Source organism: Vogesella sp. EB (assembly GCF_001037925.1).
Taxonomy (GTDB): Bacteria; Pseudomonadota; Gammaproteobacteria; order Burkholderiales; family Chromobacteriaceae; genus Vogesella; species Vogesella indigofera.
Genome location: NZ_LFDT01000010.1, coordinates 91,335 through 110,471, shown reverse-complemented (window position 1 = coordinate 110,471; position 19,137 = coordinate 91,335). Strand labels below are relative to the sequence as shown.

The following is a 19,137-nucleotide window of genomic DNA, read 5'->3' as shown; positions in this document are numbered from 1 at the left end:
TTGCGGCCAACGTTGGCCGCAATGGCGGTACGAGCAGCGACAGCAATACCCCGTCCGCAGGCAACAGCGGCGAGGCGGCCGCGCCGCTGGCGACCGACGCGGCGGCCAGTACGCCGCTGCCGGCCGAGCCGAGACTGCTGGCTGGCGGCGTGCCCGCGTTGCCAGTACCGGCGCACGAACTGGGTAAGCCACCGGCGGCCGCGGCGGCGCTGCCGGAGTGGGCGCCGCTGCCGGTCGATGACGGCAGCGCGGGCGCTCAGGGCGGTGCCCTGCACCAGCTGCTGGCGCAGCGGCTGGCGGTGCAGTCCAGTCACGGCATCGACCGCGCACTGATCCGCCTCGATCCGCCGTCGTTCGGCTCGCTGGAAATCGCGTTACGCCACGAGGGTGGCCACCTGACGGTACAGCTGACCGCCAGCAACGGCGACATGGCGCGCCAGCTGCAGGGCATCGGCGAGCTGCTGCGCCAGGAGCTGGGCAACCGCCAGTTCCAGTCGGTGCAGCTGGAGGTGCGCCACGGCGCCGGTGACGGCCACGGCGGGCAGCAGCAGGGACGGCGCGAGCCGGAGCAGCAGGCGAGCCCGGGACGTGCGCTGCAGCTGGCGGCAGAAGATGACGGATTTGGCCTGGCAGGTTATCAGGCAGGAGCAGAAGCATGAAAAGCAAAACGGTGGTGATTTTCCTGGTCAGCATGCTGCTGACGCTGTTGCTGGGCGGCGGCGGCACCTACTGGTGGCTGCAGCAGCAGGGCGGCGCAGCCCTGAGCAGCCCGCTGCGCGAGCCGGTAGCCACGGAGGCGGCCGAGCCGGCGACGCCGAAGCGCTACCTTACCCTCGACAAGATCATCGTGATGCTGCGCGAGGCGGGGCAGGACGAGCTGCACTACATGTCGATCGACCTGGTGTTCCGCACCGACAACGAGCAGCAGGCGCAGGTGAAGGAACAGCTGCCGCTGCTGAAGAGCATCGCGGTACGCGCGCTGTCGCAGCTGACGCGCACGCAGGCGGCGGCGATGAGCGTGGACGAATTCCAGGCCCTGCTGCTGCAGCACTACAGCGCGGCCTACCGCAAGGACCAGCAGCCGCAGCCGTTCAGCGACGTGATGGTCAGCAAGCTGATCGTCGAGTAAGCGATGAACGCCGCCTACGCGCTGTTCGAGACCCCGGCGCTGGACGAGGGCGCGCTGATCGCCCGCCATGCGCCGCTGGTGAAGCGCGCGGTACGGCAGCTGTCGTCGCAGGTCGGCGCGGTGCTGGAGCGCGAGGACATGGAGCAGGTCGGCCTGCTGGCGCTGCTGGAGGCGGCGCGGCGTTACGGCGAGCCGGACGAGCAGTTCACCGGCTTTGCCATGCTGCGCATCCGCGGGGCGATTCTCGACGAATTGCGGCGCCTGGACTGGCGGCCGCGCAGCGTGCGCCAGGATGCGCACCGCCTGCGCGACGGCTGGCGCGCGCTGACGCGGCAGCTGGGGCGCGAGCCGTCGGAGCGCGAGGCGGCCGCGGCGCTGGGTATCGGCCTGGACGAGGTGCAGGCGCTGCTGCTGGCGGAAAACGCCGAGGCGATGCACAGCTTTGACGAGATCGTCGCCAACGGCGGCGATGTCGGCGACGAGCGCGCGCCGGAGCAGCAGATGCAGCTGCGCATCGCGCTGGCGTCGGCACTGCAGCACCTGGCGCCGCGCGAGCAGCAGGTGATCCAGCTGTACTACGAGCACGAGCTGAGCCTGAAGGAAATCGCGCTGGTGCTGGAGCTGACCGAGGCGCGGGTGTGCCAGATCAACAAGGCGGCACTGAAGAAGATGAAAAACTGCCTGGCGGCCGCGCCCGACTGAGGGTCAGCGCCGGGTCTTGCTTAACAGGGAAGGATCAACATGCAGCTCATCCTGGGCATCGGCATCGTGCTGGTGTGTGTATTTGGCGGCTTCATGCTGCATGGCGGCTCGATGGCGGTGATCTGGCAGCCGGTGGAGCTGCTGATCATCTGCGGCGCGGCGCTGGGGGCACTGGTGCTGGGCAACCCCAAGCACGTGCTGGTGGAGATGCTGGGCCAGATCAGGCGCATCGTGATGCGCAAGAAACATGGCGCCGAATTCCAGCGCCAGCTGCTGCTGCTGATGTACGAGCTGCTGATCACCGCCAGCCAGGGGCTGAAGGCGCTGGACGAGCACGTGGAATCGCCACGGCAGAGCCCGCTGTTCAACCGCTACCCGCTGGTGCTGCAGCAGCCGAAACTGCTGGCCTTCATCGTCGACAACTTCCGGCTGATGGCGATGGGCAAGATCAACGCCCACGAGCTGGAGGGCGTGCTGGACCAGGAGATCGACGCCATCCACGAGGAGCTGAACCAGCCGTCGAAATCGCTGCACAAGATCGGCGAGGCGATGCCCGGCTTCGGCATCCTGGCGGCGGTGCTCGGCATCGTGATGGCGATGAACAGCGTCAGCGAGGGGGCCAGCGCCGGCGAGATCAGCCAGAAGGTGGCGGCGGCGATGGTGGGTACCTTCATCGGCATTTTCTTCTGCTACGGCGTGCTCGACCCGTTGAGCAACGTGATGCACCAGCAGGTGAAGGAAGAACTGTCCAACTTCGAATCGGTGAAGGTGGTGCTGACCACCCACGCCGCCGGCAAGCCGCCGCTCTTGGCGATCGACGCCGGCCGCCGCCTGGTGCAGCTCAATACCAAGCCCAGCTTTTCGCAGCTGGAGTCGTGGATCAATGCGCTGGAAGGCGTGTGAGGCATAGCGCGCAATGAGTGCACTGAAACACCGCGAGCAGCACGAGGGCACGGTCATCAAGAAGGTGGCGCGGCGCGAGGAGGACGGCGGCCACGGCGGTGCGTGGAAGGTGGCGTTTGCCGACTTCGTGCTGGCGCTGATGTGCCTGTTCCTGGTGCTGTGGGTGCTGGCGGCGCGCGAACAGGAAAACCTGGAACAGCTGCTGCGCGACGGCGGCGGCAAGCCGACCGCGGAAGGCACCAACTACCGCATCGAGCACCAGGGCACGCCGCCGGGCAGCCTGATCCCGCGCGAACTGGTGCCGGGGCTGAGCAGCACGCAGCCGAGCGCGGACAGCCGGCTGAAGACCACCGGCTTCCCGACGGTGCTGGACGGCGACGGCCGCCGTGTGCGGCAGCGGCTGGAATCGCCGGCGGCGCTGAACCAGCTGGCGCAGATGCTGGCGTCGATGTCGAAACAGGCCGGGCTGGAGAGCAACCTGCAACTGGTGGTGACGCCGCAGGGGCTGCGCGTGATGCTGCACGACACCGAGCGCGAGGGCATGTTCGAGCGCGGCAGCGCCATCATCAACCGCCGCTTCAAGGGCCTGTTGCAGGAGATGGGGCAGCTGCTGTCCTCGCTCGACAACCAGCTGCTGGTGATCGGCCACACCGACGCCATGCAGTACCGCAGCGCCGGCAATACCGCGCTGTCGAACTGGAGCCTGTCCGCCAACCGCGCGATGAGCGCGCGGCTGCATCTGCTCGATGGCGGCCTGCGCAAGGAGAGCGTGCTGCAGGTGGTGGGCATGGCCGACCGCGCGCCGCTGGACAAGCGGCAACCGACCGCGGCGCACAACCGCCGCATCGAGCTGCTGGTGCTGACACCGGCACAGGCGGACAGCATCAGCGCCATGTTCGGCTCGCCGCAAGCGGCGGGTGCCGCCGAAAAACGCAGCGAAATCAGCGTGACGCCCAACCCCGATCTGGACATGCTGCGCGCCAAGATGAACAACCCCGGCTGACGACGCAAGTCCTTGTTGCGGCAAGAAAAAACCCGGCCTCGTGCCGGGTTTATTTATTGCGGCTAACACATTGTCGTGGCGTGATCGCGGCATTTATCGAGATTGTAAACATTGTGTATCTAATTGACGGGTTGATTGGTAATATTTACAATCAAATCACAATATCAAAAACGACCCCGCCGGAAGATCCCGGCCGGGAACGCAACCCCGTAATGCACACTGTAGGAAGAAGTGAAGAAATGAACCTGGACGACATCAAGGCGCAGTTGGCCGCAACCGATTTTTTTGCCGACCAGCCCCCCGTGGTTTTGGACAGAGTGATCGACCATGCCATTTCCCTGCGCGTACGCAAGGGCGAGTACGTATTCCAGGAAGGGCAGACCGTGTCCGCCATCTACCTGGTGGTCAGCGGCCGCCTGCAGGCGCACGTCTCGGACAGCGCCAATCGCAAGTACGTGCTGATGTTCAACAACCCCGGCGAGCTGATGGGCGAGGTGTCCTACCTTGACGGCGGCCCCTGTGCCTGGAGCGCGATGGCGGAGGAGGACTGCCTGCTGTTCAAGTTCAACCGCAACGACCTGATCAGCATTTTCGGCACCGCCGACGGCCTGCCCAGCGACACGGTGCGCAACCAGATCCTGATGCGGCTGGCCGGCATGGTGCGCCGCATCTCGGCGTCGGCCAAAAGCCTGGCGCTGCTCGATGTCTACGGTCGCATCCGCCTGCTGTTCAACGACTACACCGTGACCCGTGACGGCGTGATGCAGCTGCAAAAAACCTTTACCCAGCAGGAAATCGCCGATCTGATCGGCTCCTCGCGCGAGATGGTGGCGCGCATCCTCAAGGAGCTGGTGTTCGGCCGCTACATCACCATGGAAAACCGCCGCATCGTGCTGCTGAAGATGCTGCCGGAGAACTTCTGAGCCGGCGCCGGCGCCGATTTAAGTTTTCCGCCGCGACGGTCGTCCTTTACTGGATAACCGTCTTATTCCTGTCCGAGGCCGACATGCGCATCACCCCACTCCGTCCCGAACTGCGTGACAACGCAATCCAGTCCGACCGCAGCCAGGCGCCGGCCGTCAGTGGCAAGGCCGCGGTGGCGCCGCTGCCGGCTGCCCAGCCGCTGAGCCAGGCCGCCGGCGTGCTGCAGGCGCTGCCGGAGGTCGACCTCGACAAGGTGGCCGTGGTGCGTGCCGCGCTGGCGCGCGGCGAAATCAGCCTCGACGCACACAAGCTGGCGGCCACCATCGCCGCCTATCACCGGGGCTGAGCATGACGGCGAAGGCGCAGTGGCGACAGTTGCTGCAGGACATCCACAGCGATCTGGACGATTACCGGCAGCTGCAGCTGGCGCTGGAGCAGCAGTTTTCCGCCGCACTGGGGCACGACGCGGCGGCGCTGTCCTGCTACGCCGATCGCATCGGCCAGCTGGTGACGCAGCTGCAGCAACGCCGCCTGCGCCGCGAACAGCTGGCGCGGCAGCTGCTGGCCGGCAACGTTGGCCGCAAGCCGTCGCTGATGGCGTTGTTCGCGCTGCTGCCGGAGCCGGCACGCCAGCGCTGCCAGCAACAGTGGCAGGCGCTGCAGGCGCTGGCGGCCGACTGCAAGCAGCTCAACGAGCGCAACGGCCAGCTGCTGCTCAACCAGCACGAGTGCTACCAGCGCGTCCTGTTTGGCGAAAGCGATACCTATGCTGCACCCTGATTTCCGTATCAACTCCCCGGCCATGACGCCCTCCGCCAGCAGCATCGCGCCGGCGGCGGATGGCGGCCAGTTCGCCGCCGTGTTCCGCGACACGCGGCAGGAAATCGTGGCACTGATCGACCAGGGCTTTCCGGCCGGCGACGAGGCGCTGACCCCGCAAGGGCTGCTGCTGCGGCAGCGGTCGCAGGTAGCCGCGGCGCCGCTGGCGGTGGATGGCAGTCATCTCGACGCGCAGCAGCAGGCGTTTCTCGGCGACATCCTGCCGCACGCGCAGAAGGCGGCGCGCGCGCTGGGGGTGTCGCCCGACATCATCGCCGCGCACGCGGCACTGGAATCCGGCTGGGGGCAGGCGCCGCTGCGCCGTGCCGATGGTTCCAGCAGTCACAACCTGTTCGGCATCAAGGCCGGCCAGGGCTGGCGCGGCGAGCGCATCGCCGCGCTGACCACCGAACACCAGGACGGGGTGGACGTGAAGCAGGTGGCGCCGTTCCGCGCCTACGCCGACTACGACGGCGCCTTTGCCGACTACGTCAGCCTGCTGTCGTCGTCGCCGCGCTTCAAGGCGGTGCAGGGCGTGGGCAGCGATGCCGCCGCCTTTGCCGCGGTGCTGGCCCGCGGCGGCTACGCCACCGATCCCGCCTACGCCAGCAAGCTGCAGCAGACCGTCAGCCGCCTGCGCGGCCCGGCCTGAACCCGGCCTGAACCCGGCTCGCCGCCGCGATGGTGGCGACGTGGCAATGCCGGCAGCGTTGCCGGCCCTGCGTGTTACTGGCTGATTTCCGGGCTGACCACGCCGGTATCGATGACGCGGGCGCGGATCACCTTGCCGCTGTTGCCGTTCTTCACCCGTACCCACTCGTCCTTGCCGGCGGTTTCCAGCGCCGTTCCCGCCACCTCGACGCGGATGCCTTCCTGCTGCGCGACGATCGCTACCGCCATGCCGCGTTTCACCAGCGGCGCCGTTTCCAGCAGCAGGCCGCGCAGCGGCGTGCCCTGGCGGATCAGCGTCTTGCTGCGCAGGCCGTCCAGTGCCGCGTCCGCAGCCAGCAGCGACTGCGGGCTGCGCAGTGTCACGCGCTGCTCGCTGACGTCGGCCGTGCTCAGCGCCTGGCCGGGGGCGATGTCCCTGGCCGCGGCCAGTGCCAGGCCGCTGACTTCGGCGCGGAACAGGTAGCCGATCTCGCCGGCGCCCTGGCAGCGCACCCGTACCCGCACGCGGCCGAGCTGGCTGTCGCTGCCGATCTCGGCCACGGGCTTGCCGAGGCAGCTGCCCGGAGCCAATCGGGCGGGCAGCGCCTGCAGCCGTACTTGCGGTGCGCGCAGGCCGCTGGCGGCGGCCTGTTGCAGCAGCCATTGCTGCGCGCTCTGCTGCGCCAGCTCGGTCGCTGTGGCGGCCTGCGCGGCTGGCGACAGCAGGCTGCCGGCGCTGGCCAGCAGCAGGCCTGCCGTGCGCCACAGCGCAGCCGGCGGGCGGTTTGTGAATATTGCCATTGGCTCGGTCTTGGTAATTATTACGTGTACTTGCGGTAGGACGATTAATTAGTATCGCCTTATAACTGGTGGCCGGATTGTCAATCATTGCCACCATATCCATCTTAAGAGAACCGCAAGAGGTGTGGCAATGGGCTTCAGTCTGAGTCAGGCGCTGAGCGTGCATCCGGAGGCGCTGAAACTGCGTGCCGAGCGTACCAAGGTACTGGCATCCAATATCGCCAACGAAAGCACCCCCGGCTACCAGGCGCGGGATTTCGATTTCCGCAGCGCCCTTGCCGAATCCGACACCGGCGGCGGCCTGCTGCTGCAAACCGACGGCGGCGAGCTGGCGTATCGCACGCCCAATCATCCGTCGCGGGACGGCAATACCGTGGAGCTGGGCGTGGAGCAGGCCGAGTTCGCGCAGAACGTCGCCGATTTCCAGGTCAGCCTGACTTTTCTCAACATGAAATACAAGGGGCTGGCAAAAGTGATTGCCGGGCAATAAACCATGTCCTTCCGAGATATTTCCCGTATCGCCGGCTCGGCGATGACCGCGCAGACGGTGCGCCTCAATACCGTGGCCAGCAACCTGGCCAACGCCGATTCCGCCGCCGGCTCCGAAGCCGCCGCCTTTCGCGGCCGCAAGCCGGTATTCGCCAGCCAGATGCAGGGCAGCGGCGAGTGGCAGGGCGTCGGCGTGCGCGTGCTGGACGTGGTGAAAAGCGACAAGCCGGTGCGCAAGGTCAACGATCCGTCCAATCCGCTGGCCGACCAGGACGGCAACGTCTACTTCGGCAATGTCAACGCGGTGGAAGAGATGACCGACATGATGGCCGCCTCGCGCGCGTTCCAGACCAACGTCGAGGTGATGGCGCGGGTGAAGGTGATGCAGCAGGACCTGCTGAAACTGGGAGAAGGCTGATGGCCATCGACGCAAGCGCGCTCAACCAGCGCAGCCAGAACGGCAGCAGCACGCAGGCCACCGCGGTGGCCGGCCAGCAGCTGGGCGCCGATGGCGACATGTTCATGACGCTGCTGATGGCGCAGATCAAGAACCAGAACCCGCTGGAGCCGACCGACCCGGCGCAGTTCGTCAGCCAGCTGGTGCAGATGAACCAGATGCAGAGCACGCTGGGCATGCTGTCGGAGCTGAAAAGCAATGCGCTGATGATGCGCGAGCTGCAGGGCCTGGCGCTGGGCGAGCAGGTCGGCAAGCAGGTGCTGGTGCAGACCGACCAGCTGCTGCTGGACGGCAAGCCGGTCGACGGCCGCATCACGCTGGACGGCAGCGACGAGGTGCAGCTGCAGCTCACCGGCGCCGACGGCAGCAGCAAACTGATCACGCTGGGGCGACAGGCCGCCGGCGAATTTGCCTTCACGCTGGACCCGGCCGCCCACGGCCTGCCGGCCGGCCAGTACCAGGCGCAGGTGATCACCGCCGCCAAGTCCGCCGCGCGGCTGGAGTTTGCCGCCGAGGTGCAGGCGGTGCGGCTGCCGGTGCAGGGCGGCGAACCGATTCTTTCCCTTGCCGGGCTGGGTGAGTACCCGGCGTCGTCGATCACCCGACTGTTGGGGGCTGCCAGCAGCACCTCGTCTACCAGGAGCTAACTCAGCATGAGTTTCGAAATCGCGCTTTCCGGCATCAACGCCGTCAATAGCCAGCTTGGCAACATCAGCAACAACATCGCCAACTCCGGGACCTACGGCTTCAAGTCCAGCCGCGACAACTTCGCCTCGATGTACGCCGGCAGCCAGGCCACCGGCGTCGAGGTCGGCTCCACCACCCAGAACATCGGCCGCGGCGGCAGCGTGGTCGCCACCGGCCGTGCGCTGGACGCGGCGATCCAGGGCGGCGGCTTCTTCGTCACCAAGGACAACAACGGCAGCGTCGCCTACACCCGCGTCGGCATCTTCAATACCGACAAGGACGGCGTGCTGGTCGATGCCTTCGGCCGCAAGGTGCAGGGCTATGCCGCGGTAGAGGGCGCACCGGCCGGTACGCTGGGCGCACTGGGCGACATCCAGGTGCCGACCGGCCAGGTCGCGGCCAAGGCCAGCAGCACGCTGGCGTACAGCGGCAACCTGTCCTCCGGCTGGGTAGCGCCGGCGGTGGCGTTCGACAAGGACAATCCGGCCACCTTCAACGGCTCCAGCGTATCGACGGTGTTCGACTCGCTGGGCCAGAAGCACAGCGTCACGCAGTACTTCGTGAAGACCAATCCCAACGAAGTGACCGTGCACTACGCGATGAACGGCGCACTGCTGCCGACCACCGCGGTGATGACCTTCGGCACCGACGGCCAACTGACCGCCCCGGCGGCCCCGGTGGCGCTGCCGCTGGGCACCCCGGCCGGCGCCGCGGCGCTGAGCGTCAACGTCGACTACAGCGGCACCTCGCAGTTTGCCGGCGAGACCACCTCGGCGGTGAACAGCAGCGACGGCTACGCCGCCGGCACCCGTACCGGCCTGCGGCTGGAAGAGGACGGCACCGTCACCGCCACCTACAGCAACGGCGAGAAACGCGCCGTCGGCACCATCGCGCTGGCGACCTTCCCCAACGAGAACGGCCTGGTGGCGGTGTCCGATACCAGCTGGACCGAATCCGGCGCCTCCGGCACCGCGCTGCTGTCGGCGCCGGGCAGCGGCAACGTCGGCACGCTGGCGGTCAACGCACTGGAGCAGTCCAACGTCGACCTTACCGCCGAGCTGGTCAACCTGATGACCGCGCAGCGCAACTACCAGGCCAACACCAAGGTGATCTCCACCGAGAACCAGGTGATCCAGGCCCTGATGCAGGCCGTCTGAGCATGGACGCGCTGATCTACACCATCATGAGCGGTGCCAACCGCACCCTCAAGGCGCAGCAGGTGCGCGCCAACAACCTGGCCAACGCCGACACCCCCGGCTTTCGCGCCGACATCGAGGTTGCCAGCAGCCAGGTGGTGCCCGGCTACGGCTACGACGCGCGCCACATGACGGTACTGCAGCCCAGCGCGGTGTCGGTGAAGCAGGGCGTGATCGCACAGACCGGCCGCGAGCTGGACGTGGCGATCCAGGGCGAGGGCTTCTTCACCGTCGCCACCGCCAGCGGCGAGGCCTACACCCGCGGCGGCCAGTTCGATGTCGCCGCCGACGGCACGCTGATGCTGGGCGGCCGCCAGGTGCTGGGTGACGGCGGCGCCATCGTGCTGCCGGAACACCGCCAGGTGCAGGTAGCCGCCGACGGTACGGTGTCGGTGCTGCCGCCGGGCTCGGAGGCGATGCAGGTGGTCGGCCGCCTCAAGCTGGTGAAACCGGCGCCGGAAGAGCTGAGCAAGACCAGCGACGGCCTGATCGTCAGCCGGCTGGAGCCAACGTTGGCCGCAGACGACACGGTACGGGTGCAGGGCGGCCATCTGGAGCGCAGCAACGTATCGGCGGTGGAAGAGATGATTGCCTCAATGACGCTGAACCGCAGCTTCGAGATGCAGTTGAAGATGTTCAATGCCGCCAATGACATGGTCGAGGCCGGCAACCGCCTGGTGCGCGGCTGACAGGAGAAACCACCATGAATCCAGCACTGTGGATCAGCAAGACCGGTATCCAGGCGCAGGACGCGCGCCTGGGCGCCATCGCCAACAACCTCGCCAACGCCAATACCGTCGGCTTCAAGCGCGACCGCATGGTGTTCGAAGACCTGTTCTACCAGGTGGAACGCCAGCCCGGTGCGCAGGTGGACGACAACAACCTGTCGCCGTCCGGCGTGCAGCTGGGCAACGGCACCCGCCTGGTCGGCACCCAGAAGATCTTCACCACCGGCAGCATCAACACCACCGGCCAGGCGCTGGACGTGGCCATCGTCGGCCAGGGCTTTTTGCAGGTGCAGATGGCCAACGGCGAAACCGGCTACACCCGTGCCGGCCAGCTGCAGGTCAACGCCGAGGGCCGCCTGGTCAACGCGCAGGGCCTGCCGCTGCTGCCGGCGATCACGCTGCCGGCGGACACCACCGCGGTCAACATCAGCGACAGCGGCATGGTGTCGGTGACGCTGTCCGGCGGCACTTCCACCACCGAGGTCGGGCAGCTGACGCTGGCCAACTTCGTCAACCCCACCGGCCTGCTGGCGCTGGGCGACAACCTGTTCCAGCAGACCACCGCCAGCGGCGAGGCGGTGGTCGGTAATCCCGGCAGCGATGCGCTGGGCAAGCTGCGCCAGCGCGCGCTGGAAGGCTCCAACGTGCAGGTGGTGGAAGAAATGGTGGACATGATCGCCGCGCAGCGCACCTACGAGATGAACACCAAGGTGCTGTCCGCCGCCGACAACATGATGCAGAACCTGGCGCAGGCGGTGCGATGAAGGCGCTGCTGCCGCTGTTGCTGCTGCTGTCGGCCTGCGCGCCGCTGCCGCTGGCACAGGACAGCGCGGAGCTGCCGCTGCCGCCGGTAGCGGAGGTGGCGGCGCGGGGCGTGGCCGGTGGTGTGTTCAATCCGGCCGCCGGCTGGTCGCTGCTGTCCGACCGGCGCGCCTTTCGCAGCGGCGACGTGCTGACGGTGCTGCTGGAAGAAACCACCCAGGCCAGCAAGAGCGCCGGCACCAGCTTCGACAAGCAGTCCGGCGTCAGCATCACCCCGTCCATCATCGGCACCCGCGAGTTCGACACCCGGGTCGGCATCTCCGCCGGCCGCGAGTTTGACGGCAACGCCTCCTCCTCGCAGCAGAACAGCCTGTCCGGCGCGCTGACCGTGGTGGTGCAGCAGGTGCTGCCCAACGGCCTGCTGCTGATCAAGGGCGAGAAGCAGCTGACGCTGAACCAGGGCGAGGAATTCCTGCGCCTGGCCGGCTATGTACGCAGCGACGACATCGACGCGCGCAACCGCGTGTCCTCGCTGCGCATCGCCAATGCCCGCATCGCCTATTCCGGCCGCGGCGCGCTCAGCGACGCCAACGCCCCCGGCTGGCTGACGCGCTTCTTTACCAGTCCGTGGATGCCGTTCTAAGAGAAATCATGCCGAAATTCCTTTCCCTGCTGGCCGCGCTGCTGCTGTGCGGCAGCCTCCTCCCGGCGCAGGCGCAACCCTTGCGCAACCTGGTGCACGTCGAGGGCATCCGCGACAACCAGCTGATCGGCTACGGCATCGTGGTCGGCCTCGACGGCAGCGGCGACAATTCGCAGGTCAAGTTTACCGGCCAGGCGGTGGCCAACCTGCTGAAACAGCTGGGCCTGCAGCAGGGCGAGCAGGCCGATCCGAAAGTGAAGAACGTGGCGGCGGTGACGGTCAGCGCAGTGCTGCCGCCCGGCTACCGCCGTGGCCAGACCATCGACGTCACGGTGTCGTCGCTGGGCGACGCCAAGAGCCTGCGCGGCGGCACCCTGTTGCTGACGCAGCTGCGCGCCGCCGACGGCGAAATCTACGCGCTGGCGCAGGGCAATGTGGTGATCGCCGGGCTGTCGGCGCAGGGCAAGAGCGGCTCCAGCATCACCGTCAACACCCCGACCTCCGGCCGCATTCCCAACGGCGCCTCGGTGGAGCGCGAGATCGCCAGCGATTTCGACAGCGGCCCCAGCGTCCACCTCAGCCTGAAGAAACCCAATTTCGAGACCGCCACCAACGTGGTCAACGCCATCAACCAGCGCTTCGGCCGCATCGCCAGCACCCGTAACGCCACCGCCATCGAGGTGCAGGCACCGGCGGACCCGACCGCGCGCGTCGCCTTCGTCGCGCGGCTGCAGGCGCTGAACGTCAATGTCGGCGGCGAGCTGCCCAAGGTGGTGTTCAATTCGCGCACCGGCACCGTGGTGGTCAGCCAGGGGGTGACGGTACGCCCGGCGGCGGTATCGCACGGCAGCCTGAAGGTGGTGATTTCCGAGCGGCAGCAGGTCAGCCAGCCCGGCGCCTTCAGCAACGGCACCACCACCGCGGTACCGGAATCGCAGCTGCGGGTGGAGCAGGGCGAGGGCCGCATGTTCCAGTGGCCGGCCGGCGCGCGGCTGCAGAGCATCATCGACACCGTCAACAGCACCGGCGCCACCCCGGACGACATCATGGCCATCCTGCAGGCGCTGGACCAGGCCGGCGCCATCGACGGCGAACTGGTGGTGATCTGATGGAAACGGTTTTTCCCCCGGACGGCGGCGCAAGGTTGGCCGCAACGGCCGACAGCACGACGGCGATCGCGCCGGCGCAGCGGCAGCAGGTCGAGCGCGCGGCGGAAGGTTTCGAGGCGCTGTTCATCAAGGAGATGCTGGCGCAGATGCGCAAGGCGACGCGCACCATGGCGGGAGAAGACAGCATCTTTGCCGACAGCATCAACAGCGACATGCTCGATTTTGCCGACATGGCGATTGCCGAGCAGCTGGCGCGCGAGCGCCGCTTCGGCATCAGCGAGGTGCTGATCGCGCAGCTGCTGCCGCAAAATGCGACGCCGCCACTTAAGGAATCGCCGGCGGCGGTCGCTTATTCCCCAGTACAGGCCGGTGCCGGCAGCGAACTTGCTGCCTTTGCGATGCCGGTGAATCTCCCATTCCGTCAGTAAGGTTACGCTATGCGCATGGTGCACAACGCGCTGTCCGGTACCGCCGCCGCCCAGGCCGCGCTCAATACCGTCAGCCAGAACATCGCCAACGTGATGACTCCCGGCTACTCGCGCCAGGGCGTGGTGCTGGCCACGCTGGTGCCCAATGCCGGCGATCCGCACAGTGCCGGCTCCGGCGTCGATGTCAGCGCCATCCGCCGCTTCAGCGACGACTACAAGAACCTGCAGCTGTGGCAGGCGGCGGCCAGCCGTGGCGAGCTGGGCGCGGCACGTCCGTACTACACCCAGCTGGAACAGGTGATGGGCAACAACGGCAGTAGCCTGTCGGTCGGCCTCGACAAGTTTTACGCCGCGCTGAACGCGGTCAGCGCCGATGTCGGCTCCAGCCCGCTGCGCGACCAGGTAATCAGCGAGGCCGGCGCGCTGGCGCAGCGCGTTAACCACCTCAACCGCGTCTATGCCACGCAGCAGGCGTCGGTCAACGAACAGCGCGGCGCCACGCTGACCCAGATCAACAGCCTGTCCGGCAATATCGCGGCCCTCAACGCCAAGATCGCCGCGGCGCAGTCGTCGCAAGTGAACACCTCCGGCCTGCTCGACGAGCGCGACCGCCAGATCGACCAGCTGGCGGCGCTGGTCGACGTGCGGGTGATGTCGCAGCCGGATGGCAGCAAGAGTCTGACCCTGCGCAGCGGCCAGCCGCTGGTGATGGGCGACACCGCCGCTCTGCTTGCCAGCAGCACGCAGCCGGACGGCTCGCAGCGGGTGACGCTGGCCTTCGCGCAGGAAACCTTCGTGCTGGCCAATGACAATGTCGGCGGCCAGCTCGGCGGCCTCAACCACTACGAACGCGCGGTGCTGCGCCCGATGGTGGCGGCGGTGAGCACGCTGGCGCAGGAACTGGCCGACCGCGTCAACGGCCAGCTGGCCGCCGGTTTCGACATGGCCGGCAACCCCGGTGCGCCGCTGTTCGTGTTTGACGCCGCCAGCGCCGACGGCATGCTGCAGCTGGCCGCGATCCAGTCGTCGCAGCTGGGTTTTTCCGGCGACGCCACCGCCGCCGGCGACAGCCAGAACCTGCTGGCGCTGATCACGGTGAAGGACCAGCCGGTGGTGATCCCCGGCCTTGGCAGCGTGACGCTGAGCGACGCCTACTCGCAGCTCACCGGCCGCCTCGCCATCGACAGCCAGCAGAACAAGGCGGCGCTGAGCACCGCCGAGGTGGTGCGCGCCGAGGCGGAGAGCAGCTGGAAGTCGACCAGCAGCGTCAACAACGACGAAGAAGCGGTCAACCTGATCGAATTCCAGAAAATGTACCAGGCGAACATGAAAGTGATCGCCGTCGCCAACGAGCTGTTCGACAGCACGCTGGCCATGCTGTAAGGAGCCGCCGATGCGCATCGCCAGTACCCAGTACCACACCGCCATGAGCCTGGCGCTGGACCAGACCAGCGCCAAGACCGCCGAGCTGCTGCAGCAGATGTCGTCCGGCAAGCGCCTGCTGCTGCCGTCCGACGACCCGATCGCCAGCGTGCGCCTGCTGCGCCTGGGGCGGGAAGAGGCGGCGCTGGGGCAGTACCGCGACAACATCGCCAGCGTGCGCAGCAAGCTGTCGGTGAACGAATCCTATCTTGCCGGCATGGGGCGCGACATGCTCGACGTGCGCGACCTGCTGCTGATGACGCTGGAGGGCAGTTACACCGCGCAGGACCTGCGCGACATGGCGGGGCCGCTGCAGAGCCTGCGCGACAGCCTGTTCTACGCCGCCAACAGCAAGGACCAGGAGGGGCGCTACCTGTTCTCCGGCACCGCCATCGCGCAGCCGGCGCTGAGCCTCGATGCGGCGCAGCCGGCCGGCAGTCGCTACAGCTTCACCGGCAACAGCCTGCCGCAGCAGGTGATGGTCGGCCACGGCGTGACCCAGGCGGCCAACGTGACGCTGGAACACCTGCCGGACTTCCTCAACAGCCTGGACGCGACCATCGCCGTGCTGCAGGACCCGGCGCTGAACCCGCAGGACCCGGCCACCGGCAGCCAGCTGAGCGCCACGCTGCAGGCGCTGGACGTGGCGCACAACCGCAATACCAGCAAGATCTCGCAGCTGGGCAGCAGCCAGAACACGCTGCAGATGATGGCCGACAACCACGGCAACGTCAGCCTCTCCAACCAGCAGAGCATCACCCAGCTGGAAAGCCTGGATTACGCGCAGGCCAATATCAATATGAACAGCTACATGTTGGCGCTGCAGTCCAGCCAGAAGGCCTACGGCCGCGTCAGCAGCCTGACGCTGTTCGACGTGCTGTAAGGTTGGCCGCACCATGAGTCGCTCCTCGCTTCATCTGGACAGCCCGCGCCAGCCGCTGGCCCGCACCGGTGCCGGCAGTCCGGCCCCGGCCAGCAACGCCGGCGCCGCGCCGGCCACCCCCGCCAGCACGCCGTCGCCATCACTGCCGCGCAGCGGCGGCGATCACTGGCGCTATAGCAGCCAGCTCAACCAGCAACTGACCGCGGCACAGCGCGCGCTCGGCTTTGTCGACGGCCTGGCCGGCCAGCTGGAGGCGCTGAAAGGCGAACTCAGCGGCCAGCTGACGCAGCGGCGGGTGGACAGCGCGCGGCTGGCGCGCGGCATCGAGCAGGTGGCGCAGCACTGGTCGCAGCGCGGCGCGGCCAGCGGCGGCAGTCTCGACAGCCGTTTGCAGTTCCGCCTCGCCGCCGACGCGCGGCAGACCTTCACCGTGCGCGGCCTGGAAATCGCCAACCTGACCCAGGGCGCACCGGAAACGCTGGTGTTCTTCAGCGGCGAGCCGGGTAGCGGCCCGGCGGCGGTCAAGGTCGGCGAGCCGCTGAGCGAAGCGGCGCTGCTGGCCGCGCTCGGTCGCGCGCTGGCGCCGTCCGGCATCCAGCCGCAGCTGGACGAACAGGGGCAGCTGCAGTTTTCGGTGGCGGAAACGGCGTGGCAGGGCGTGCGCGAGCGCTTCAGCCTGCGCGGCGGCGGCATCCGCTTCCCCGCCGGCCAGCCGCAGCACCTGAAGCTGCAGCCGACGGAGCAGGCGCTGCAGCCGCAGCAGTGGCAAAGTGCGGACCACGCCGGCACCCGTCAGACGCTGCAGAAGGTGCTGCGCGCGCTGGACCAGCTGCAGCTGTCGCGCGCCGCCATCAGCCGCGCGATGGCCGAGGTGCGCCACGCCATCGCGCAGCTGTCGCAGATGAGCGAACAGCTGTGGGCCGACGGCTTCGTCAACGATTTCAATGCCCGCTTCAACACGCCGGACAGCGAGTCGGGGCTGTACGAGGTGGTGCCGGCGCTGCTGGGCGTCAGCCGCTACCGCGTGCTGTCGCTGCTGGCGTTGCCTTAGCCGCCGCCACGGCGCAAGGTTGGCCGCAAAAAAAGGGCGTGCCTCCATAACGGAGACACGCCCTTGTCGCGTGTGCGCTGCTGCGTCAGAGCCTGTTCAAAGTCTCGCGAGCTAGAGCGAGACAAGGCGAAAACGACTGAGGAGGCGGCGTTTAACTGGATATAACCAGCATGCCGAAGGCGTACTCACCGCGTAAAGTTTCACGAAGCGCAGCAGACATTGAACAGGTTCTCAGGCGATCAGGCTGGCCACCTTGGTGGTGATGATATCCACCGCCGGATCGTTGGCGCCGTGCGGCAGGATCACGTCGGCAAAGCGCTTGGTCGGCTCGATGAACTGGTTGTGCATCGGGCGCACCGTGGCCAGGTACTGCTCGATCACACTGTCGGTGGTGCGGCCGCGTTCGGCGATGTCGCGCTTCAGGCGGCGGATGAAACGCACGTCGGCGTCGGTGTCGACGAAGATCTTCAGCGACATCATCTCGCGCAGTGCGGCGTCGTACAGCGGAAACAGGCCCTCGATCACGATCACCGGCGCCGGCTGGATGGTCACGGTGCGGCTGGCGCGGGTGTGATTGGTGAAGTCGTAGCTCGGCATCTCGATGGCGCGGCCGCAGCGCAGCTCGTCGATGTGCTCGATCAGCAGCGGCCAGTCGAAGGCGTGCGGGTGGTCGTAGTTGGTGGCGAGGCGCTGCTCGAAACTGAGGTGGCTCTGGTCGCGGTAGTAGTCATCCTGCACGATCACCGCCGCCATCTCTGCGCCTATGGTTTCCAGCACCTTGCGGGTCACCGTGGTTTTGCCGCTGCCGCTGCCGCCAGCGACGCCGATGATGAACGGAGTCGTCATTTGTCTGTGCTCGATCGAAATGAAAAACCGGCCATTCTAATGACTTGCCGCCAACTTCTCCATCGGCAATGCGTCATCGCTGGCCGGATATGCCAGAAAAACGCCGTGGCCGGCTGTTTTCTGGCAACGGCATGGTCAGGCGTCGGTGGCGGCCTGTTCCAGTTCCGCCTCATCCAGCCATTGCTGCATGGCCGGCAGCGACAGCAGGCTGTCGGCGTAGGCCTGCGACACCGGATCCAGCGTCACGCCGTAGCTGACAAAGCGCAGCACCACCGGCGCGAACATGGCGTCGGCGATGCCGAAGTGGCCGAACAGGAAGTCGCCGTCGGCGACGAAACGCTGGCGCAGCTGGCGCCAGATGGCGGTAATGCGCGCGATGTCGGCGGCGCAGTCGGCGGACGGCTGCAGCTGGGTACGCAGGCAGGCGTTCATCGGCATCTCGCTGCGCAGCGCGGTGAAACCGGCGTGCATCTCGGCGCTGATGGCGCGCGCCTCGGCGCGGTCGGCGCGCTCCTGCGGCCACAGCCGCGCCGCCGGGAACAACTCGGCGAGGTATTCGCAGATCGCCAGCGAGTCGTGCACCCGCAGCAGGCCGTCGAACAGCACCGGCACCTTGCCGGCGGGGTTGGCGGCCAGCAGCTGCTGTTTGCTGTCCGGGTGGTAGAGGTGGATGTGTTTCTCGGCGAACGGCTCGCCCAGCTGTTTCAGTACCAGCCACGGTCGCAGCGACCACGACGAGAAGTTCTTGTTGCCGATGACGAGGGTCAGCATGATGGCTCCAGTGCAGGATTGAGGGTCATGCTGCATTACAGCCCAGCACCGGCATCAGGACAAGCAAAACGCCCTGCCGGGGCGGGCAGGGCGTGACGGCTGTTGCGGCCAACGTTGTCAGGGCCGGTTTTCGTGTGCGGCATCCGGACAGGCAAGCGTTGGCAGGCGCTAGTCGGCTTCGTTGATCCAGGCCTGCTGGATCGCTTCCAGCACCTTTTCGCCACCGCGGCTGTGGTCGTCGTCAAAACCGGGCAGGTCTACCACCCAGTTGTGCAGCTCGACGAAGCGGATGGTGGTCGGGTCGATGTCCGGATGCGCCTCGTACAGTTCGATGGCGATATCGTTGATGTCGGTCCATTTCATGGCACGTCTCCTTGGATGCGGCGCGGCTCAGTGGTGTTCGCGGGCGTGGTTGATGGTGTAGCGCGGGATCTCCACCACTAGGTCTTCGCTGGTGACGATGGCCTGACAGGACAGTCGCGACTGCGCTTCCAGCCCCCACGCCTTGTCCAGCATGTCGTCTTCCAGGTCGTCGGACGGCGGCAGCGAGTTGAAGCCTTCGCGCACGATGACGTGGCAGGTGGTGCAAGCGCAGGACATCTCGCAGGCGTGTTCGATTTCGATGTCGTGGGCGAGCAGGGCTTCGCACACGGTGGTGCCGGTGGCGACATCGTCGAGCACGGCGCCCTCGGGGCACAGGTCGGCGTGTGGCAGCACAATGATACGCGGCATG

General features: G+C 67.3%; 26 protein-coding genes. 21 read left to right on the top strand and 5 right to left on the bottom strand.

The features are described 5' to 3' along the window. The 9 genes from ACG97_RS08345 to ACG97_RS08305 all read left to right on the top strand — a co-directional run. Window positions 1–659 (top strand): flagellar hook-length control protein FliK (locus tag ACG97_RS08345; protein WP_202902724.1); only part of this gene is annotated, 659 nt, incomplete at its 5' end. Further along, window positions 656–1,129: a flagellar basal body-associated protein FliL gene (fliL, locus tag ACG97_RS08340; protein ID WP_047966891.1), complete on the top strand. Its 474-nt coding sequence runs from the start codon at window positions 656–658 to the stop codon at window positions 1,127–1,129. The genes ACG97_RS08345 and fliL, both read left to right, overlap by 4 nt. A 3-nt stretch (window positions 1,130–1,132) precedes the next feature. Then, a complete protein-coding gene (locus tag ACG97_RS08335) occupies window positions 1,133–1,831 on the top strand; it encodes a FliA/WhiG family RNA polymerase sigma factor (protein ID WP_047966890.1) in 699 nt (232 codons plus the stop codon). Between the two features lie 39 nt (window positions 1,832–1,870). Continuing rightward, complete coding sequence (gene motA / locus ACG97_RS08330) at window positions 1,871–2,734, top strand: flagellar motor stator protein MotA (RefSeq protein WP_047966889.1); 864 nt, start codon at window positions 1,871–1,873, stop codon at window positions 2,732–2,734. A 13-nt stretch (window positions 2,735–2,747) separates the two neighbouring features. Beyond that, window positions 2,748–3,737, top strand: coding sequence for a flagellar motor protein MotB (locus ACG97_RS08325; RefSeq protein WP_047966888.1), 990 nt, complete (start codon window positions 2,748–2,750; stop codon window positions 3,735–3,737). 239 nt (window positions 3,738–3,976) lie between these two features. Beyond that, window positions 3,977–4,660, top strand: coding sequence for a Crp/Fnr family transcriptional regulator (locus ACG97_RS08320; RefSeq protein ID WP_047966887.1), 684 nt, complete (start codon window positions 3,977–3,979; stop codon window positions 4,658–4,660). Window positions 4,661–4,743: 83 nt separating this feature from the next. Beyond that, the gene (gene flgM / locus ACG97_RS08315) at window positions 4,744–5,007 is read left to right on the top strand and encodes a flagellar biosynthesis anti-sigma factor FlgM (RefSeq protein WP_047966886.1); all 264 of its coding nucleotides are present in this window, start codon (window positions 4,744–4,746) and stop codon (window positions 5,005–5,007) included. A 2-nt stretch (window positions 5,008–5,009) separates the two neighbouring features. Next, window positions 5,010–5,441 carry a flagellar export chaperone FlgN gene (flgN, locus tag ACG97_RS08310; RefSeq protein ID WP_047966885.1) on the top strand — a complete coding sequence of 144 codons (432 nt, stop codon included), beginning with the start codon at window positions 5,010–5,012 and terminating at the stop codon, window positions 5,439–5,441. Then, window positions 5,428–6,132: a glucosaminidase domain-containing protein gene (locus ACG97_RS08305; protein ID WP_047966884.1), complete on the top strand. Its 705-nt coding sequence runs from the start codon at window positions 5,428–5,430 to the stop codon at window positions 6,130–6,132. Before flgN ends, ACG97_RS08305 begins: the two co-directional genes overlap by 14 nt. Window positions 6,133–6,206: 74 nt before the next feature. On the opposite strand, the gene flgA is transcribed toward ACG97_RS08305, so the two are convergent. Then, window positions 6,207–6,932: a flagellar basal body P-ring formation chaperone FlgA gene (gene flgA / locus ACG97_RS08300; protein WP_047966883.1), complete on the bottom strand. Its 726-nt coding sequence runs from the start codon at window positions 6,930–6,932 to the stop codon at window positions 6,207–6,209. Between the two features lie 130 nt (window positions 6,933–7,062). Between flgA and flgB the strand changes: the two genes are divergently transcribed. From flgB to ACG97_RS08240, 12 genes are read left to right on the top strand one after another with little or no spacing between them, the layout of a single operon-like run. Next, the gene (gene flgB, locus ACG97_RS08295) at window positions 7,063–7,422 is read left to right on the top strand and encodes a flagellar basal body rod protein FlgB (RefSeq protein WP_047966882.1); all 360 of its coding nucleotides are present in this window, start codon (window positions 7,063–7,065) and stop codon (window positions 7,420–7,422) included. A gap of 3 nt (window positions 7,423–7,425) precedes the next feature. Continuing rightward, window positions 7,426–7,839 carry a flagellar basal body rod protein FlgC gene (flgC, locus tag ACG97_RS08290; protein WP_047966881.1) on the top strand — a complete coding sequence of 138 codons (414 nt, stop codon included), beginning with the start codon at window positions 7,426–7,428 and terminating at the stop codon, window positions 7,837–7,839. Then, the gene (locus tag ACG97_RS08285) at window positions 7,839–8,525 is read left to right on the top strand and encodes a flagellar hook capping FlgD N-terminal domain-containing protein (RefSeq protein WP_047966880.1); all 687 of its coding nucleotides are present in this window, start codon (window positions 7,839–7,841) and stop codon (window positions 8,523–8,525) included. The genes flgC and ACG97_RS08285 overlap by 1 nt, the downstream gene beginning before the upstream one ends. Window positions 8,526–8,531: 6 nt before the next feature. Beyond that, window positions 8,532–9,722 (top strand): flagellar hook protein FlgE, encoded by a 1,191-nt coding sequence (locus ACG97_RS08280; protein ID WP_047966879.1) that lies wholly within the window; start codon window positions 8,532–8,534, stop codon window positions 9,720–9,722. Between the two features lie 2 nt (window positions 9,723–9,724). Further along, complete coding sequence (locus tag ACG97_RS08275; RefSeq protein WP_047966878.1) at window positions 9,725–10,450, top strand: flagellar basal body rod protein FlgF; 726 nt, start codon at window positions 9,725–9,727, stop codon at window positions 10,448–10,450. Between the two features lie 14 nt (window positions 10,451–10,464). Continuing rightward, a complete protein-coding gene (flgG, locus tag ACG97_RS08270) occupies window positions 10,465–11,253 on the top strand; it encodes a flagellar basal-body rod protein FlgG (RefSeq protein WP_047966877.1) in 789 nt (262 codons plus the stop codon). Then, window positions 11,250–11,894, top strand: a complete 645-nt coding sequence (flgH, locus tag ACG97_RS08265) for a flagellar basal body L-ring protein FlgH (protein WP_047966876.1) — start codon at window positions 11,250–11,252, stop codon at window positions 11,892–11,894. Before flgG ends, flgH begins: the two co-directional genes overlap by 4 nt. An 8-nt stretch (window positions 11,895–11,902) precedes the next feature. Beyond that, the gene (locus ACG97_RS08260) at window positions 11,903–13,003 is read left to right on the top strand and encodes a flagellar basal body P-ring protein FlgI (protein ID WP_047966875.1); all 1,101 of its coding nucleotides are present in this window, start codon (window positions 11,903–11,905) and stop codon (window positions 13,001–13,003) included. Continuing rightward, on the top strand, window positions 13,003–13,431 hold the full coding sequence (locus ACG97_RS08255; protein ID WP_047966874.1) for a rod-binding protein: 429 nt from the start codon (window positions 13,003–13,005) through the stop codon (window positions 13,429–13,431). Before ACG97_RS08260 ends, ACG97_RS08255 begins: the two co-directional genes overlap by 1 nt. Window positions 13,432–13,440: 9 nt before the next feature. Further along, on the top strand, window positions 13,441–14,814 hold the full coding sequence (flgK, locus tag ACG97_RS08250) for a flagellar hook-associated protein FlgK (RefSeq protein WP_047966873.1): 1,374 nt from the start codon (window positions 13,441–13,443) through the stop codon (window positions 14,812–14,814). 10 nt (window positions 14,815–14,824) lie between these two features. Further along, on the top strand, window positions 14,825–15,736 hold the full coding sequence (gene flgL, locus ACG97_RS08245) for a flagellar hook-associated protein FlgL (protein ID WP_047966872.1): 912 nt from the start codon (window positions 14,825–14,827) through the stop codon (window positions 15,734–15,736). A gap of 13 nt (window positions 15,737–15,749) precedes the next feature. Then, on the top strand, window positions 15,750–16,787 hold the full coding sequence (locus tag ACG97_RS08240; protein ID WP_053068114.1) for a hypothetical protein: 1,038 nt from the start codon (window positions 15,750–15,752) through the stop codon (window positions 16,785–16,787). 231 nt (window positions 16,788–17,018) lie between these two features. Here the strand turns inward: ACG97_RS08240 and udk are convergent, their stop codons facing one another. From udk to fdx, 4 genes are all read right to left on the bottom strand, one after another. Next, window positions 17,019–17,633 carry a uridine kinase gene (udk, locus tag ACG97_RS08235; protein ID WP_047966871.1) on the bottom strand — a complete coding sequence of 205 codons (615 nt, stop codon included), beginning with the start codon at window positions 17,631–17,633 and terminating at the stop codon, window positions 17,019–17,021. 135 nt (window positions 17,634–17,768) lie between these two features. Beyond that, on the bottom strand, window positions 17,769–18,404 hold the full coding sequence (locus ACG97_RS08230; RefSeq protein WP_047966870.1) for a glutathione S-transferase family protein: 636 nt from the start codon (window positions 18,402–18,404) through the stop codon (window positions 17,769–17,771). Window positions 18,405–18,572: 168 nt separating this feature from the next. Further along, complete coding sequence (gene iscX, locus ACG97_RS08225) at window positions 18,573–18,767, bottom strand: Fe-S cluster assembly protein IscX (RefSeq protein WP_047966869.1); 195 nt, start codon at window positions 18,765–18,767, stop codon at window positions 18,573–18,575. Window positions 18,768–18,794: 27 nt separating this feature from the next. After that, on the bottom strand, window positions 18,795–19,136 hold the full coding sequence (fdx, locus tag ACG97_RS08220; protein WP_047966868.1) for an ISC system 2Fe-2S type ferredoxin: 342 nt from the start codon (window positions 19,134–19,136) through the stop codon (window positions 18,795–18,797). Between the last annotated feature and the right edge of the window lies 1 nt (window position 19,137).

Coding starts and splice junctions, on each gene's coding strand:
- flgL (WP_047966872.1), top strand. CDS start 14,825: ATGCGCATCGCCAGTACCCAGTACCACACCGCCATGAGCCTGGCGCTG.
- flgN (WP_047966885.1), top strand. CDS start 5,010: ATGACGGCGAAGGCGCAGTGGCGACAGTTGCTGCAGGACATCCACAGC.
- ACG97_RS08280 (WP_047966879.1), top strand. CDS start 8,532: ATGAGTTTCGAAATCGCGCTTTCCGGCATCAACGCCGTCAATAGCCAG.
- motA (WP_047966889.1), top strand. CDS start 1,871: ATGCAGCTCATCCTGGGCATCGGCATCGTGCTGGTGTGTGTATTTGGC.
- ACG97_RS08255 (WP_047966874.1), top strand. CDS start 13,003: ATGGAAACGGTTTTTCCCCCGGACGGCGGCGCAAGGTTGGCCGCAACG.
- iscX (WP_047966869.1), bottom strand. CDS start 18,767: ATGAAATGGACCGACATCAACGATATCGCCATCGAACTGTACGAGGCG.
- ACG97_RS08325 (WP_047966888.1), top strand. CDS start 2,748: ATGAGTGCACTGAAACACCGCGAGCAGCACGAGGGCACGGTCATCAAG.
- ACG97_RS08285 (WP_047966880.1), top strand. CDS start 7,839: ATGGCCATCGACGCAAGCGCGCTCAACCAGCGCAGCCAGAACGGCAGC.
- ACG97_RS08275 (WP_047966878.1), top strand. CDS start 9,725: ATGGACGCGCTGATCTACACCATCATGAGCGGTGCCAACCGCACCCTC.
- flgB (WP_047966882.1), top strand. CDS start 7,063: ATGGGCTTCAGTCTGAGTCAGGCGCTGAGCGTGCATCCGGAGGCGCTG.
- ACG97_RS08335 (WP_047966890.1), top strand. CDS start 1,133: ATGAACGCCGCCTACGCGCTGTTCGAGACCCCGGCGCTGGACGAGGGC.
- udk (WP_047966871.1), bottom strand. CDS start 17,633: ATGACGACTCCGTTCATCATCGGCGTCGCTGGCGGCAGCGGCAGCGGC.
- ACG97_RS08305 (WP_047966884.1), top strand. CDS start 5,428: ATGCTGCACCCTGATTTCCGTATCAACTCCCCGGCCATGACGCCCTCC.
- flgC (WP_047966881.1), top strand. CDS start 7,426: ATGTCCTTCCGAGATATTTCCCGTATCGCCGGCTCGGCGATGACCGCG.
- flgM (WP_047966886.1), top strand. CDS start 4,744: ATGCGCATCACCCCACTCCGTCCCGAACTGCGTGACAACGCAATCCAG.
- ACG97_RS08260 (WP_047966875.1), top strand. CDS start 11,903: ATGCCGAAATTCCTTTCCCTGCTGGCCGCGCTGCTGCTGTGCGGCAGC.
- fdx (WP_047966868.1), bottom strand. CDS start 19,136: ATGCCGCGTATCATTGTGCTGCCACACGCCGACCTGTGCCCCGAGGGC.
- fliL (WP_047966891.1), top strand. CDS start 656: ATGAAAAGCAAAACGGTGGTGATTTTCCTGGTCAGCATGCTGCTGACG.
- ACG97_RS08230 (WP_047966870.1), bottom strand. CDS start 18,404: ATGCTGACCCTCGTCATCGGCAACAAGAACTTCTCGTCGTGGTCGCTG.
- flgH (WP_047966876.1), top strand. CDS start 11,250: ATGAAGGCGCTGCTGCCGCTGTTGCTGCTGCTGTCGGCCTGCGCGCCG.
- flgA (WP_047966883.1), bottom strand. CDS start 6,932: ATGGCAATATTCACAAACCGCCCGCCGGCTGCGCTGTGGCGCACGGCA.
- ACG97_RS08240 (WP_053068114.1), top strand. CDS start 15,750: ATGAGTCGCTCCTCGCTTCATCTGGACAGCCCGCGCCAGCCGCTGGCC.
- ACG97_RS08320 (WP_047966887.1), top strand. CDS start 3,977: ATGAACCTGGACGACATCAAGGCGCAGTTGGCCGCAACCGATTTTTTT.
- flgG (WP_047966877.1), top strand. CDS start 10,465: ATGAATCCAGCACTGTGGATCAGCAAGACCGGTATCCAGGCGCAGGAC.
- flgK (WP_047966873.1), top strand. CDS start 13,441: ATGCGCATGGTGCACAACGCGCTGTCCGGTACCGCCGCCGCCCAGGCC.